Annotated in this window: 14 protein-coding genes; 10 read left to right on the top strand and 4 right to left on the bottom strand. The window is 73.6% G+C overall.

The window, feature by feature from the left end:
* Positions 1–28 precede the first annotated feature (28 nt).
* From ACP7TJ_RS01910 to ACP7TJ_RS01900, 3 genes are all read left to right on the top strand, one after another.
* Complete coding sequence (locus ACP7TJ_RS01910; protein ID WP_189911581.1) at positions 29–1759, top strand: SulP family inorganic anion transporter; 1731 nt, start codon at positions 29–31, stop codon at positions 1757–1759.
* Positions 1756–2196, top strand: coding sequence for an ATP-binding protein (locus ACP7TJ_RS01905; protein WP_167744300.1), 441 nt, complete (start codon positions 1756–1758; stop codon positions 2194–2196). The genes ACP7TJ_RS01910 and ACP7TJ_RS01905 overlap by 4 nt, the downstream gene beginning before the upstream one ends.
* Positions 2197–2335: 139 nt before the next feature.
* Positions 2336–2686, top strand: coding sequence for an ArsR/SmtB family transcription factor (locus ACP7TJ_RS01900; RefSeq protein WP_093769856.1), 351 nt, complete (start codon positions 2336–2338; stop codon positions 2684–2686).
* Positions 2687–2705: 19 nt separating this feature from the next.
* On the opposite strand, the gene ACP7TJ_RS01895 is transcribed toward ACP7TJ_RS01900, so the two are convergent.
* A complete protein-coding gene (locus tag ACP7TJ_RS01895) occupies positions 2706–3347 on the bottom strand; it encodes a class I SAM-dependent methyltransferase (protein ID WP_266394739.1) in 642 nt (213 codons plus the stop codon).
* A gap of 121 nt (positions 3348–3468) precedes the next feature.
* On the opposite strand from ACP7TJ_RS01895, the gene ACP7TJ_RS01890 reads away from it, so the two are divergent.
* On the top strand, positions 3469–3921 hold the full coding sequence (locus tag ACP7TJ_RS01890) for a flavodoxin family protein (protein WP_093769854.1): 453 nt from the start codon (positions 3469–3471) through the stop codon (positions 3919–3921).
* Between the two features lie 31 nt (positions 3922–3952).
* On the opposite strand, the gene ACP7TJ_RS01885 is transcribed toward ACP7TJ_RS01890, so the two are convergent.
* A complete protein-coding gene (locus ACP7TJ_RS01885) occupies positions 3953–5035 on the bottom strand; it encodes a YihY/virulence factor BrkB family protein (RefSeq protein ID WP_167744298.1) in 1083 nt (360 codons plus the stop codon).
* Positions 5036–5154: 119 nt separating this feature from the next.
* Between ACP7TJ_RS01885 and ACP7TJ_RS01880 the strand changes: the two genes are divergently transcribed.
* The 4 genes from ACP7TJ_RS01880 (at position 5155) to ACP7TJ_RS01865 (ending at position 9379) form a co-directional block, all read left to right on the top strand.
* A complete protein-coding gene (locus ACP7TJ_RS01880) occupies positions 5155–5790 on the top strand; it encodes a GNAT family N-acetyltransferase (RefSeq protein ID WP_401407862.1) in 636 nt (211 codons plus the stop codon).
* A 184-nt stretch (positions 5791–5974) separates the two neighbouring features.
* On the top strand, positions 5975–6664 hold the full coding sequence (locus ACP7TJ_RS01875; RefSeq protein WP_176710980.1) for a lytic polysaccharide monooxygenase auxiliary activity family 9 protein: 690 nt from the start codon (positions 5975–5977) through the stop codon (positions 6662–6664).
* 283 nt (positions 6665–6947) lie between these two features.
* Positions 6948–8990, top strand: a complete 2043-nt coding sequence (locus ACP7TJ_RS01870) for a DUF1996 domain-containing protein (protein ID WP_427767257.1) — start codon at positions 6948–6950, stop codon at positions 8988–8990.
* Positions 8991–9190: 200 nt separating this feature from the next.
* Entirely contained in the window at positions 9191–9379 is a 189-nt protein-coding gene (locus tag ACP7TJ_RS01865; protein ID WP_093769850.1) for a hypothetical protein, read from the top strand.
* A gap of 24 nt (positions 9380–9403) precedes the next feature.
* Here the strand turns inward: ACP7TJ_RS01865 and ACP7TJ_RS01860 are convergent, their stop codons facing one another.
* A complete protein-coding gene (locus ACP7TJ_RS01860) occupies positions 9404–11980 on the bottom strand; it encodes a SpoIIE family protein phosphatase (RefSeq protein ID WP_427761858.1) in 2577 nt (858 codons plus the stop codon).
* 159 nt (positions 11981–12139) lie between these two features.
* Between ACP7TJ_RS01860 and ACP7TJ_RS01855 the strand changes: the two genes are divergently transcribed.
* Positions 12140–12730: an AMIN-like domain-containing (lipo)protein gene (locus ACP7TJ_RS01855; protein ID WP_189911577.1), complete on the top strand. Its 591-nt coding sequence runs from the start codon at positions 12140–12142 to the stop codon at positions 12728–12730.
* A 27-nt stretch (positions 12731–12757) separates the two neighbouring features.
* On the opposite strand, the gene ACP7TJ_RS01850 is transcribed toward ACP7TJ_RS01855, so the two are convergent.
* Positions 12758–13450 (bottom strand): GAF and ANTAR domain-containing protein, encoded by a 693-nt coding sequence (locus ACP7TJ_RS01850; protein WP_167744295.1) that lies wholly within the window; start codon positions 13448–13450, stop codon positions 12758–12760.
* A gap of 178 nt (positions 13451–13628) precedes the next feature.
* Here ACP7TJ_RS01850 and ACP7TJ_RS01845 point away from each other — a divergent pair, with 178 nt between their 5' ends.
* Positions 13629–14417 carry a restriction endonuclease gene (locus ACP7TJ_RS01845; RefSeq protein ID WP_427761855.1) on the top strand — a complete coding sequence of 263 codons (789 nt, stop codon included), beginning with the start codon at positions 13629–13631 and terminating at the stop codon, positions 14415–14417.
* Positions 14418–14424 lie beyond the last annotated feature (7 nt).

The raw sequence follows: 14424 nt of genomic DNA, 5'->3' as shown, positions 1-14424 counted from the left end.
ATGTCGTCGTGAACGAAGCAGAGGGGCCGTGTCCGTACCGCTTTCACCCGCCGGGTTCCGGTCCCGGATCACCTCGCTGCTCCCCACCCGCGCCGACCTCGCGTCCGCCCGCCGCCATCCCCGCCGGGACCTGCTGGCCGGACTGACCGTCGCGGTCGTCGCGCTGCCGCTCGCCCTCGGCTTCGGCGTCTCCTCCGGACTCGGCGCGGAAGCCGGACTGGCCACCGCCGTGATCGCCGGCGCCCTCGCGGCCGTGTTCGGCGGCTCCAACCTCCAGGTCTCCGGTCCCACCGGAGCGATGACCGTGGTCCTGGTGCCGATCGTCGCCGACCACGGACCCGGCGGCGTCCTCACCGTCGGACTGATGGCGGGGGTCATCCTCGTCGCCCTGGCCCTGCTGCGGGCCGGCGGCAGCATGCGCTACGTGCCCGCGCCCGTCGTGGAGGGCTTCACCCTCGGCATCGCCTGCGTGATCGGGCTCCAGCAGATACCCGGCGCCCTCGGCGTGGCCCAGCCGGACGGCGAGCGCGTCCTGGAGGTCGTGTGGCACGCGGCGCGGGACTTCGCCCGCGACCCGCACTGGGCCGCCCCCGCGCTGGCCGCCGGCGTCGCGGCCGTGATGCTGGCCGGCGCGCGCTGGAAGCCGACCGTCCCCTTCTCCGTCCTCGCGGTGATCGCGGCCACGGTCGTCGTCGAGACGGCGGGACTCGACGGCGTACGGCCCATCGGCGACCTGCCGGCCGGGCTGCCCGCGCCCTCCCTGTCGTTCCTGGACGCCGGCGCGCTGGGCGGTCTGCTCGCCCCCGCCCTCGCGGTCGCGGCGCTCGCCGCGCTGGAGTCGCTGCTGTCCGCCTCCGTCGCCGACGGCATGACGGTCGGACAGCGGCACGACCCCGACCGGGAGCTGTTCGGGCAGGGCCTCGCCAACATCGCCGCCCCGCTGTTCGGCGGCGTCCCCGCCACCGGCGCGATCGCCCGCACCGCCGTCAACGTCCGTACCGGCGCCACCTCGCGGCTGGCCGCCCTCACCCACGCCGCCGTGCTCGCCGTGATCGTCTTCGCCGCCGCCCCGCTCGTGTCGCGGATCCCGCTGGCGGCCCTCGCCGGGGTGCTGCTGGCGACCGCGGTGCGCATGGTCGAGGTCGGCTCGCTGCGGGCGATGACCCGTGCCACCCGGTCCGACGCGGTGATCCTCGTCCTCACCGCCGTCGCCACGCTCGTCCTCGACCTCGTCCAGGCGGTGATCATCGGCCTGGTCGTCGCCGGCGTGCTCGCCCTGGGCGCGGTCGCCCGGCAGGCCCGGCTCGCCCCGCTGCCGCTCGACCGCGGCGACCACACCGACGAGGAGCACGAGCTGCTCGCACAGCACATCGTCGCCTACCGCATCGACGGCCCGCTGTTCTTCGCCGCCGCCCACCGCTTCCTGCTGGAACTCACCGAGCTGGCCGAGGTCCGCGTGGTCATCCTGCGGATGTCCCACGTCAGCGTCGTCGACGCCACCGGGGCGCTGGTCCTCAAGGACGCGGTGACCAAGCTGCGGCGGCGCGGCATCGTCGTCATGGTCTCCGGCGTCCGCCCCGGCCACCGCCGCGCCCTCGACTCCGTCGGCGTTCTCGACCTGCTGCGCCACGAGGGCCGGGAGTACGCAACCACCCCCGAAGCGATCGAGGCGGCCCGCGCCCACCTGGAGCGCGACGGGGTGCTGCGCACGGGCGGGTCCCCGGCCGCGGCGCCCGTCCCCAGCGGTGACGCGCCATGAGGCCCGCGAGTGCGCCGGCCGCGCTGCCGCACCGCCATGTGCTCACCGTGCCCACCGGGCCCGGCGCCGTGCGCGTCGCCCGCGAGACCGCCGAGCGCGCCCTGGCGGAGTGGGGGATCGACGCGCACCACCCGGCGGTCGGACCGGCCCTGCTGATCCTCGGCGAACTGGTCGCCAACAGCGTCCGGCACGCGGCCGCCCTGTCGCCGCAGACCACGGTGCTCTACGCGGCCGGCCCCGACTGCCTGGTGCTCGCCGTGCACGACCGCCACCCCCACCGCCCCGCCCTCACCGGACCGCACGCGGCCGGCCCCGGCGGACTGGCCACGGTCCTGGAGCTCACCCACGCCCTGGGCGGCACCGCGGTCGTCCGCGGCGACGCCGACGGCCCGGGGAAGAGCGTCTGGGTCACGCTCCCGCTGCGGACCGGCCCATGACGGCCGGGGCGGGGAGGGCACCTGACGAGTTGCTAATGTCGGAAACCGTCGAGGCCGATGGCTACGCACGGACGAGGCGAGGAACCGAGGACCGGGTGAACGGGCCGTACTGCTGCCGCGCCGGAAAGGGGACGGCACGATGACCACGCCGCTGTACCAGCTGAAGGCCGAGTTCTTCAAGACGCTGGGCCATCCCGCCCGGATCCGGGTGCTGGAGCTGCTCAGCGAACGCGAGCACTCGGTGGGGGAGATGCTCCCGCACGTGGGCATCGAGCCCGCGCACCTCTCCCAGCAGCTGGCGGTGCTGCGCCGGGCGAATCTGGTCGTCGGCCGCAAGGAGGGCTCGACCGTCTACTACTCGCTGACCGACCCCCATGTGGCGGAGCTGCTGCGGGTCGCGCGCACCATCCTGTCCGGCGTCCTCACCGGCCAGGCCGAACTCCTCGCCGACCTCCAGGCCACCCAGGGGGAGACCCGGCCCGTGTCATGACGGCCCGGGCGTCCGGGCGTCAGGCGCTCCCGCGCCGGCAGTGCAGGAACAGATGCGGCTCCGGGCGGGCCTCCGGGTGGCTCGGGGTGAACATCGTGCTCTCCTCCCACTCCACCGTCAGCCCCGCCTCCCGCACCAGGGCGATGACGTCCTGCGCCGCGAAGCTGGTGACCCGCACCGGCTGCCCCATGAACGTCCCGTCGAACTCCTCCACGTCCAGCGGCACCGTGGCCAGCACCAGCAGACCGCCCGGCCTGAGCGCGGCCGTCAGCCGGCGCACCAGCTCCTTCTGCTCGGCCCGGGTCATCTGCAGCAGCGAGAAGTACACGCAGACCGCGTCGTACGAGCCCGCAGGGAGCGGGAGCTGCCAGATGTCGACGCAGCGGAACTCCGCCTCGGGCACCTGCCGGGAGGCGATCTCCACCATCACGGGGGACACGTCGACGCCCAGCACCGTGTGGCCGGCGGCGGCCAGCGTGGCGGCGGTGGGCCGTCCGGTGCCGCTGCCCACGTCCAGCACGGTGCTGCCGGGGGAGAGCCGTTCGAGCAGCCAGGCCAGCGACGCCCGGTGGGCCGCGGAGGACGCGAACGCCTTCTCGTAGTCGCTGCCCAGCGCGTCGAACACCACCGCCGCCGGTGACCCGTGTTCCTCGCCGCCCACGCCGCACCCCGCTTCCCGTTGCCGATGCCGGGCATCGTGCCACTCGGGCCCCGCCGCCACAACGGCACCTCGCCGGGGCCCGGCTTGCGGACGCGGCGCCCGGCACGGCAGGGTCGTGGATGTGCCGACCCTGCTGATCGTCCACCACACGCCCTCGCCCAACTGCCAGGCGATGTTCGAAGCCGTCGTCTCCGGCGCCACCGCCCCCGAGATCGAGGGCGTCCGGGTGGTGCGCCGCGCCGCGCTGTCCGCGACCGCCGCCGACGTCCTGGGCGCCGACGGCTTTCTGCTCGGCACCCCCGCCAACCTCGGCTACATGTCGGGCGCCCTCAAGCACTTCTTCGACCAGGTCTACTACCCCTGCCTGGACACGACGAGGGGCCGCCCCTTCGGCTACTACGTGCACGGCGGCAACGACGTCACCGGCGCCGTGCGCGGGATCGAGTCGGTCACCACCGGACTCGGCTGGCGCCGCGCCGCCGAGGCGGTGACCGTCACGGGCGAGCCCGACAAGGCCGCCCTGGAGCGCTGCTGGGAGCTGGGCGCCACGATCGCGGCGGGGCTGGCGGGCTGACGCCCGCCGGGCCCCGCCGGACCCCACGGGGTCAGGCGCCGTCCATCTTCTGCCGGTCCTGCTCGTCCCAGGCGCGGGTGTCACGCGGCTGCGTGTACGGCTCCTCCTCCGGCGGATGACCGCCGGCGATGGCCCGCTGCCGGGCGATCTCCGCGTCGAACTCCAGCCCCAGCAAGATCGCCAGATTGGTGATCCACAGCCAGATCAGGAAGATGATGACACCGGCCATCGTGCCGTACGTCTTGTTGTAGGAGCCGAAGTTGGCGACGTAGAGGGCGAATCCGGCGGAGGCGGCCAGCCAGATCAGCAGCGCCAGGAAGCTGCCCGGGGTGATCCAGCGGAACCCCTTCACCTTGGCGTTCGGGGCGGCCCAGTACAGCAGCGCGATCATGATCGTCACCAGCAGCACCAAGACCGGCCACTTGGCGATCGACCAGACCGTCAGGGCCGTGTCGCCCAGCCCCAGCAGATCACCGGCCCGACGGGCCAGCCCGCCGGTGAAGACCACGATCAGCGCGCTGATCCCGGCCATCAGCAGCAGCGCCACCGTCACGCCCACCCGCACCGGCAGCACCTTCCACACCGGGCGTCCCTCGGGCATGTCGTACACCGCGTTCGCCGAGCGCATGAACGCCGCCACGTAGCCGGAGGCCGACCAGATGGCGAGCAGCAGACCGACGATCGCCACCAGCGACCCGACGCCCGCGTTGCCTTGCAGCTGCTGGACCGCCTGCGTGATGATGTCCCGCGCCGCGCCGGGGGCGGTGAGCTCCTGGACGTTCTCCAGCACCTTGTCCGTGGTCGACCTGCCGGTGAGGCCGAGGATCGACACCAGGGCCAGCAGCGCCGGGAACAGCGCCAGCATCCCGTAGTACGTCAGGGCGGCGGCGCGGTCGGTGAGCTCGTCGTCCTTGAACTCGCGCACACTGCCCTTCAGTGCCGCCTTCCACGCGCCCTTGGGCAGCTTGGCCGGACTGTCCGGCGCCGCATGTTCCACCGCGTCGCTCGGGCCCGGCTCCTCAGCCGGCTGCCCGGCCCGCCGCGAGGATGCGGACTCGTCCGGTGCTTTCTGATGTGCCGACCGGTCGTCCCGGCCCGGGATGTGCAGCTTCATGGCCACCGGGTGCCCCCGGTCCGCCACGTCACGCACGGGTGCGCGGGTGACGCGGCCGGGCGCGAAGCCGGTCGCACCCCCCTTGTGGGAGCGCTCCCATACGGTGCAGGATGCCGGTCATGACCGAGTCTCCAGCCGTCCGTCCGTACCGCCCCGAGGACCGCGAGGCCCTCGACGAGATCTGCGTCCGCACCGCGCACAACGGCCAGGACAGCCGCCCCCACTACGCCGACCCCTCCGTCTTCACCGCCGCCTTCGCCGCCCCCTATGCCCATCTGGAGCCGGAGCTGGCCTTCGTGCTGGACGACGGGCGGGGGAGCGCGGTCGGCTATGTCGTGGGCGCCGCCGACACCGCCCGGTTCGCCGAGCGCTTCCGCGCCGAGTGGCTCCCGCTGGTCGCCGGGCGCCATCCCGCGCCGTCCGGTCCGCCGGCCACCCCGGACGAGACGATCGCCTGGCTGCTGCACCACCCCGAGCGGATGGTCGTCCCGGAACTGGCCGCCTGGCCCGCCCATCTCCACATCGACCTGCTGCCCGAGTGGCAGGGGCGGGGCCACGGGCGCCGGCTGATGCGCACCCTGCTCGCGGCCCTGGCGGAACGCGGGGTCCCGGCCGTGCACCTGGTGATGACGGTCGCCAACAAGCCCGCCCGCGCCTTCTACGACCGGATGGGCTTCGAGGAGATCGCGGGCGTGCCGATGGACGACTCGGTCGTCTGCCTCGGCCGTACGACGGGGGACCTCGACCGGCTCTGACGGGAGCCCCGCGTGTGCCGTCGTCGAAAGTGTCGAACACGCCACCGGGTGACGGAAGTGGCGAGAACGAAGGGTTGCCCCTTCCGTCGTCCGCGCGCACATTGCCCTGGGAGCGCTCCCATCGGGTGCGGGCGTGAGTTGCCCGCGCCCGCACTCCACGACCCCCACGGCGGAAGAGGAAACCATGAGTTGGCATGCGCATGCTCTATTGTCGCGTGATCCGATGCGGAGCCGGTCCCGGCTCGCGCTCGTCCTGAGCACGGTCGTCGCCGCGCTGCTCTGTCTGGTCCCCTGGAGCGGCACGGCCCACGCCCACGGCTCGGTGGTGGACCCCGCGTCCCGCAACTACGGCTGCTGGCAGCGGTGGGGGAGCGACTTCCAGAACCCGGCGATGGCCCAGCAGGACCCGATGTGCTGGCAGGCCTGGCAGGACAACACCAACGCCATGTGGAACTGGAACGGCCTCTACCGTGACGGCTCGGGCGGCAACTTCCGGGCGGTCGTCCCCGACGGCACGCTCTGCAGCGGCGGCAACACCGAGAACGGCCGCTACCGTTCCATGGACACGCCCGGCGCCTGGAAGACCACGAACGTCGGGAGCAGCTTCACCGTCAACCTGTACGACCAGGCCCGCCATGGCGCGGACTACTTCCTCGTCTACGTCACCAAGCAGGGCTTCGACCCCAAGACCCAGCGGCTGCGCTGGGACGACCTCCAGTTGCTGACCCGCACCGGCTCCTACGCCCCGGGCAGCAACTACGCGATCCCGGTGCGCACGTCCGGCCTCAGCGGCCATCACGTCGTCTACACGATCTGGCAGGCCTCGCACTCGGACCAGACGTACTTCCTGTGCAGCGACGTGAACGTCACCTGACCAGGGAGCCGATCGCGCCCTGACCCTTCCGGCCCCCGCCGGACGCACCCCGTCCGGCGGGGGCCGTGCGTCTCAAGTGGCCTGCGGTCGCTGAGATTTCCCGAGAAAAATGCGAGCCGGATGAACACGAGGCGGTCCGCCTGCGTATGGGGCGTGGGAATCGAATGCCCGTCCCCCGCGACAGAAGCGTAGGAGTACTGCCTTGGCACGCAACACACGCAGACGCCCCAAACAGCGCGCGACGCTCGCCGCTTTCGCCTTGATCCTGGGCGGCGGCGGCATGATGGCGGCCAATGTCTACGCTTCTGCCACGGACGGCGGGACGACGGACGCGCAGGTGCTGTCGGGCGCCGCCACCATCGACTGCCCCGACGTGGCCACCCAGCTGACCGAAGTGCCCGACCAGGCCCGCGCGGAGGTGGACAGGGAACTCGCCAATCTGGACGCCCAGATCGCCGAGGCCTACAAGCGGCTCGGCGAGTCGGCCGACGCGATCCGCCAGGACCCCGGCTTCGCCGAGAACGCCATCGCCGGTCCCCTGAAGGACAAGCGTGCCGCCGTGCTGGCCCGTATCGGTGCCGCCGTGGAGAAGGCCGGCGCCGAACGGCCGCAGGGCCTCGACGACCTCGCCGCCTGCGCGGTACGCGACTCCGGCAACGCCCCCGCCCCCGAGGAGGGCGGCGAGCAGGCGGGCGACGGCCAGGACCAGCAGAACGGCGACCAGCCGGGCGGCGATCAGCAGAACGGCGACCAGCAGGGCGGCGACCAGCAGGGTGGCGATCAGCAGGGCGGCGATCAGCAGAGCGGCCAGGACCAGGGCGGCCAGGACCAGGGCGGCGGCAACGGCGGCCAGGCCGGCAACGGACCGGTCGCGGGCGACTACGTCTCCATCGAGAGCGTCCAGCCCAACGTCAACACCCCCGAGCCGTCCGGGAACGCCTCCACCGGCACCTTCACCAGCGAGTGCGGCGTCAACGCGAACGGCGTGTTCAACTCGGACAACGTCATCGCCGCGCCCGGCGTGAGCAACGGCGCCCACCACTTCCACGACTACATCGGCAACCAGGCCACCAACGCGTTCGTCAGCGACGACGAGCTGACGCGGGCGGAGACCAGCTGCGAGGACCAGCGCGACAAGTCCTCCTACTACTGGCCGGTGCTGCGCCTGCAGAACGGCACCGAGGAGCGCGACGCCCAGTCCCCGGGCGGCGGCATCGAGGGCAACGCCGGTGAGATCGTCACCCCGAAGGACGTCACGCTGACCTTCGTCGGCAACCCGAAGGGCAAGGTCACGGCCATGCCCCGGCTGCTGCGCATCATCACAGGCGACGCCAAGTCCTTCGTCAACGGCCCGGCCAACGCCAACGCCTCCTGGAGCTGCACCGGGTTCGAGGACCGGCAGCTGAAGGACAAGTACCCGCTGTGCCCCGAGGGCAGTGACGTGGTCCGCTCGTTCGCCTTCCAGAGCTGCTGGGACGGCCGCAACATCGACAGCGCCAACCACCGTACGCACATGGCGTTCACGGACGCCGAGGGCAACTGCCCGGCAGGCTTCCAGCCGATCCCGCAGCTCGTCCAGCGCATCGTGTACGACGTCGACGCGCCGAGCCTGGAGGACGGCGGCAAGACGGTCCCGCTGTTCGCGGTGGACTCCTTCCCCGAGCAGCTGCACAAGCCGATCACCGACCACGGCGACTTCATCAACGTCTTCGAGGAAGACCTGATGAACGAGATGGTCGCGTGCATCAACGAGGGCCGCACCTGCGGCGCCGGCGCCGGCGGCGGTGACAACGGCGGTGGCGACAACGGCGACGGCGGCGGTGACGACGGCAACGCCGGCGGCGACAACGGCGGCGACAACGGCAACGGCGGCGACAACGGCGCCGAGCAGCCCACCGCCACGCCCGACGACCCGGGCCAGGGCAACGACGGCGGCCAGGACGACGGCGACCAGGGCGGTGACCAGGGCGGTGACCAGGGAGGCCAGGACGGTGGCCAGGAGCCGCCCGCGGCGACCGAGAAGCCCGCGGACGACAAGGCCACGGCCCAGCCGGACGTGAAGGTCTCCGAGCCGGCCGACGCCGGCGGTCAGGACGACGCCAAGGGCGGCGCGGACGCGGGCGACGGCGGCAACGACGACGGCGGCCAGGCGGCGCAGGCCGCCCAGGTGCCCGGCAGCCTCCCCGAGCTCGAGGACAGCACCCAGGCCCAGGGCGGCAGCGGCAGCCTCGCCGAGACCGGCGCCCAGCTGTGGCCGGCCCTCATCGGCGGAGTGCTGGTGATCTTCGGCTTCTTCGTGCTGCGGAGCGTGCGGCGCAACGCCTGACGGCCACCCCACGCACAACGGGCGGCAGGACCCTCCGGGGCCCTGCCGCCCTCGCGCGTGCCGGGGCGGACGCCTTCGCCCGCCGGACCCCGGTCCGTGCACGACCCGGTCCGTCACGCCGTCCGTGTGTGACACTTGATCGCACGAGGCCGCGGCGCCGTCCGAGGGGAGAGCGCCGGCCGCCGGAGAGGGGAAGCGCCGTGAGCCGGGACGCCGTACGCGCACATGAGGACGACGACGTGGCCGCCCAGGCCCGCCACGCCCGTTTCGGGAGCCTGCCGGAGCCCGTCCGGGTGGAAGACCTGGTCGAGGAGAAGCCGGCCGCCGCACCGGACCCGGCCCGCTTCGCCTACAACCCCGACGAATGGCTGGTCCGGTACTGCGCCTGAGCGCGCCCGCCCGCCTCGCGGGCGTCAGCCGGCCCCGGCCGGGTCGTACGCCGTGAGCAGCAGCGCCACGTCGTCCGGCCGGTCCTCCGCGCGGCGGGCCGCGCCGAGAATCCGGTCGGCCAGCTCCTCCATGGAGTCGGTCCGGCTGACGGCCAGACACGAGAGGACCGTCTCGATGCCGGTCGCGATGTCGCTGCCGGGCACCTCGACCAGCCCGTCCGTGTAGAGCGCCAGGACGCTGCCGGGCTCCAGGGTGAACTCGGCGACCGGGTAGTCGGCGTCCGGCTGCACCCCCAGCAGCACGCCGCCCGGCAGCTCCAGGATCTCCGCGCTCCCGTCGGGGTGCCGCAGCAGCGGCGGCGGGTGGCCCGCGCGCACGGCCCGGGCGTGTCCGGTCGCCGGGTCCAGCTCGATGTAGCAGCAGGTGGCGAAGATGTCCGTCTCCAGCTCGGCGAGCAGCTGGTTGGTGTGCGTGACGACCTCCTGCGGCGGCCGCCCGCTCGCGGCGAAGGAGTGCACCGCGCTGCGCAGCTGTCCCATGACGGCCGCGGCGCCCACGCTGTGCCCCTCCACGTCCCCGATGACCAGCGCCACCCCGCGCCCCGTCCGGATGACGTCGTACCAGTCGCCGCCGATGTCCATGCCCTTGGTGCCGGGCAGATAGCGGGCGGTGACGCGCAACCGGTCGACGGTGGGCAGCCGGTGCGGCAGCAGCCCTTCCTGCAGCCCGCGCGCCACGGCCGACTCGGCGTCGTAGAGCCGCGCCCGCTCCATCGCCTGCGCCGTCAGCCCGGCCAGCGCGGTCAGCGCGCTGCGCTCCTCCGCGGTGAAGCGGTGCGGGGTGTTCCAGCCGAGGATGCAGGAGCCGACCGGGTGGCCGGAGGCGATCAGCGGCAGGAACGCCCAGGACGTCATGGGGTCCAGCGCCAGCCTCGGGTACGCGCCGGCCAGTTCCTCCGGCGACTCGAAGAACAGCGGCAGGCGCGTGGTCAGCGCGTGCACCCCGGGCAGGTCCGCCTCCAGCGGCACCCCCTCGAACGGGTCGAGGAAGTGCTGCGGATACCCGTCCTCCCACAGCAGGTACATCCGCCCGTCGCGCACGGTGTAGAGGGCGACCTCCTGCGCCCCGAACGCCGGCAGCAGCTGCTCGGACACGGCCCGGCACACGTCGCGCACGGTGACGGACTCGGTGAGCACGCTGGCCATCTGCACCACGTGGTACAGCGCCCCCGCGCGGGCGGTGGTGACCAGCTCGGCCGGCGGGGCCGCCGCCTGCGAGGACGGCGGCAGGGCCCGCCCCGGCTCCGCGCCCGCGGGGGCGGCGGTGCGGAAGACCCGCCCGGTCAGCCCGTGCACACCCGGGTAGAGCACGAAGCCCAGCCACACGCCGTCCGGCGTGTGCACCAGGTACGACACCGGCTGCTGCGTCAGCATCGCCGCCCGGTAGCGGTCCTCGTACGCGGGGTCGCGCAGCCAGGTCAGCACCTCCCAGGGGTAATGGCCGAGCAGCCGCTCCAGGTCGGAGCCGAGCAGGTCCTGGCAGCGGCGGTTGGCGTAGATGACTCTGCCGTCCTGGTCCAGGGAGAACAGCCCGTCGGGCAGCCGCTCGGCGGCCTCCGCCGCGGTGACGCCGCCCGCCACGTCGATCAGCGCGCCCACCAGCAGCCGGTCGGAGGACCTCGCGCGCACCACGTGCCCCCAGAGCTCCACCGGCCGGTAGTGGACCCTCTCGCCCTCGTCCCGCGGCTCCTCCAGCACCCGGAAGTGGCGGCCCCGGATCTGCCCGGTGTCCTCCGCGTCCCGCCGGGCCGCCCGCAGCTCGTACAGGTCGTCCGGTGACACCCGCTCCTCGACCGCGGCCATGGTGCCGCCGAACTCCTCGCGGGACACCCCCAGCAGCTCCAGCGCGTCGTCGTCCCCCGACCAGCGGTCGCCGGCCAGGTCCCACTCGATCATCCCGATCGCGACCGCCTGCGCGGGCGGCGTCGGCAGCCGCACGCTGACCGGCTGGTCGTCGTACTCGATGCCGTACGCCACCGCGTCCGCGTCGGTGCGGCCCGGCAGACCTCGGGCGTACTCGGCGAGGCGCTCCTCCATGTCCCGCCCGGCCCGGCGCAGCCCTTCGCGCACCTCCTCCTCACCGGCCGGCTCCCGGGAGGAGGAGCGCAGCACCGTGAGGACGCCCACGGTCTCGCCGCCGACCCGCACCGGCTGGTAGGCGTGCGCGAACGAGTACGGCAGGGCGGCCGTGAACTGCGGGAAGCGCAGCATCGTCGCCCGGTCGTCGGGCAGGTACTGGGTCTCGCCGCTGCGGAACGTCTCGCACATCGGCAGCGCGCCGCTCACCGGGATCCGCCACCACGGCTTCAGCAGCGAGCGGGGCACGCCGGACATCACGCAGAGCACCAGCGACCTGCGGTCCCGCGAACGCAGGTACACCGCCCCGCCGTACCCTCCGGTGTCCCGCACGGCCTTCACCACGGCGTCCGCGAGCGCGTCCTCGACACGGGCCTCGCCGCGCCCGGTCCGGCCCTCCTCCGCGTCGGGTACGGGCAGGCCCGCCGGCCGCTCCCCGCGCGGTGCGGCGGCTGCACCACCCATGTGACGCCCTCCCGGTGCGCACGGAACGGGACGTTCGTCCGCTCCCCACCAGCATGTGCCATGCGCGCCGGTACGGCGACCGGCCGAACGGACCGCAACCATCGGGTCATCCCGGTCGTCTCACCCGATATCAGAACGTTGTCGTCCTAGGGGCCGAAAATGATTCAAGCAAGAACAATCTGTGCGACGGCGGTGCTGCTCGGCGCCACGCTGGTGACGGCGGCGGTTCCGGCCGTGGCCGCCCCTCCGGCGGCCTCCGCCGCGGCCACGGCCTGCCCCACCGGCTGGGGCAGCACCGGCAAGGCGGCCACCGCCGCCACGTCCGAGTCCGTGCGGAACGTCCGCACCGGCCGGAACGACTGCTACGACCGCATGGTCGTCGACGTGCCCGGCGCCGCGCGCGGCGACCTCGGCTACTCCGTCCGCTACGTCGACCGGCTGCACCAGGACGGCTCGGGACGGCACATCCCCGTCTCCGGCGGCGCGATCCTCGAGGTCCGCGTCACCGCGCCCGCGTACGACCCCGACACGGGCGCGGCCACCTATCCGGCGCGCTCCGGACGCCCCCTGCCGGGCGTCGACCTCACCGGGTACCGCACGTTCCGCGACGCGCGGTTCGCCGGCAGCTTCGAGGGCGACACCCAGCTCGGCCTCGGGGTGCGCGGACGGCTGCCGTTCCGCGTGCTGCAGCTCGACGGGCGTCTCGTGATCGACGTCGCCCACACCTGGACCGGCGCCGCCGCCCGCTGAGCGCGCGCCGTCCGACGAGCCGGGCGGTCAGCGCTCCGCGCCGCCCGACTCGCAGATCTCCCGCGCCACGTCCCGCAGCTTGGTGTTGGTGCGCTGCGACCGGGTGCGCAGCAGATCGAACGCCTGGTCCTCCGTGACGTGGTGCCGGCCCATCAGGATGCCCATCGCCTCGCCGATCAGATGGCGCGTGGTGATGGCCTCCTGCATCTGCTCGTCGGTGCGGGCGGTGGCGAAGGCGACCGCCGCGTGCGACGCCAGCAGCCAGCCCGCCGTCTCGCTGTCCTCGGTGAACATCCCCGGCTTGCGCGAGTACATGTTCAGGGCGCCCAGCTCCTCCTCCCGCGTGTACAGGAGGAAGCCCATCATGCTGCCCACCCCGAGCTCCCGGGCCCGGGGCACGAAGTGCGGCCAGCGCTCCGGGGGCGCCGTCAGATCGGGGATGCGGAAGACCCGCTCCGGGCGGTCGGGCCGGGCCGCGTCGAAGCACGGCCCCTCGCGCAGCTCGCCCTGCAGCATGTCGCTGTCGGTGACGAACTGGTCCGTCGGCGCCAGCGACCGCACCCGGCCCTCGCTGAGGACGAGGATGCCCGAGGCGTCGCAGCCGTCCACGAGCTCCACCGCCGAGCGCGAGATCTGCTCCAGCGTCGCGTCGAGCGTGTGCTCCGCGAGCAGATCCCGGGCCATCGACGCCATGCGCTGAGCGAAAAGCCGCCAGTCCATGTCCGTCTTCTCCTCCGTCCGGCCGTGTTCCCGACCATCGTGGCATCCCTCACGGGTCGCCTCTTTCCCGCCCGGAACGAAAACAGGCCGCCCACCCCGTATTCGGTGATCGCGCCGATCGGGGGCAGACGGCGTACGTGATCTTCGGCCAGAGAGACCAGAGAGAGGAGTCACCACGGTGACCATGCCCGAGCGTCGTACCCGTGTGCTGCGCCCCGGCCGGCGCTTCGACCTGCGCTCCACCGCCATGTTCTTCGGCCTGCTCGCCGCGGCGCTGGTCACCGGGGGCCTGGCGGTACGCGCGCTGGCCGGGGCGGTGCAACGGCGCCCGGAGTGGGCCGTCGTGCTGCTCTGCCTGGTCCTCGCCGTCGCCGTGGCCCGCGGCCGCCGCAGGCGGCGCCTGTCGGCGGCGCGGATCGCCCGGCAGGCCGGGCGCGCGCTGGCCCGGGGCACCTCCACCGCCCTCGACGCCCTGGACACCCCGCCGCCGGCCCCGCTCACCATCCCCGCCCAGGCCGGTCCGCCCGACGAGGTCACCTCACCGCTGCCCGTGGCCCAGGGCATCGACCACGAGGCCCTGACACCGGACGAGTTCGAGGCCGCCACCGCGGAACTCTGCGTCCGGGACGGCTGCACGCAGGTCCAGGTGGTGGGCGGCGCGGGCGACCTCGGCGCCGACGTGACGGCCCTGACCCCCGACGGCCGCCGCCTCGTCGTCCAGTGCAAGCGCTACGGCGAGGACAACAAGGTCGGCTCGCAGGACCTCCAGCGGTTCGGCGGCACCTGCTTCACCGTCCACGAGGCCGACGTCGCCGTCGTCGTCACCACCGGGGAGTTCACCGTTCCGGCGCTGGAGTACGCCGAGCGGTGCGGGATCGTCTGCGTCGACGGGGACGGGCTGCTGGCGTGGAGCCAGGGGCGGGCGTCGGCGCCGTGGGCAGGGGCCGTGCGGGAGGAACCGGCGTAGCGGGCCG

The organism is Streptomyces sp. DSM 41931, assembly GCF_050271085.1.
GTDB lineage: Bacteria > Actinomycetota > Actinomycetes > Streptomycetales > Streptomycetaceae > Streptomyces > Streptomyces albogriseolus.
The sequence above is the reverse complement of the archived record's forward strand: the minus strand, read 5'-3'. Positions and strand labels throughout refer to the sequence as shown.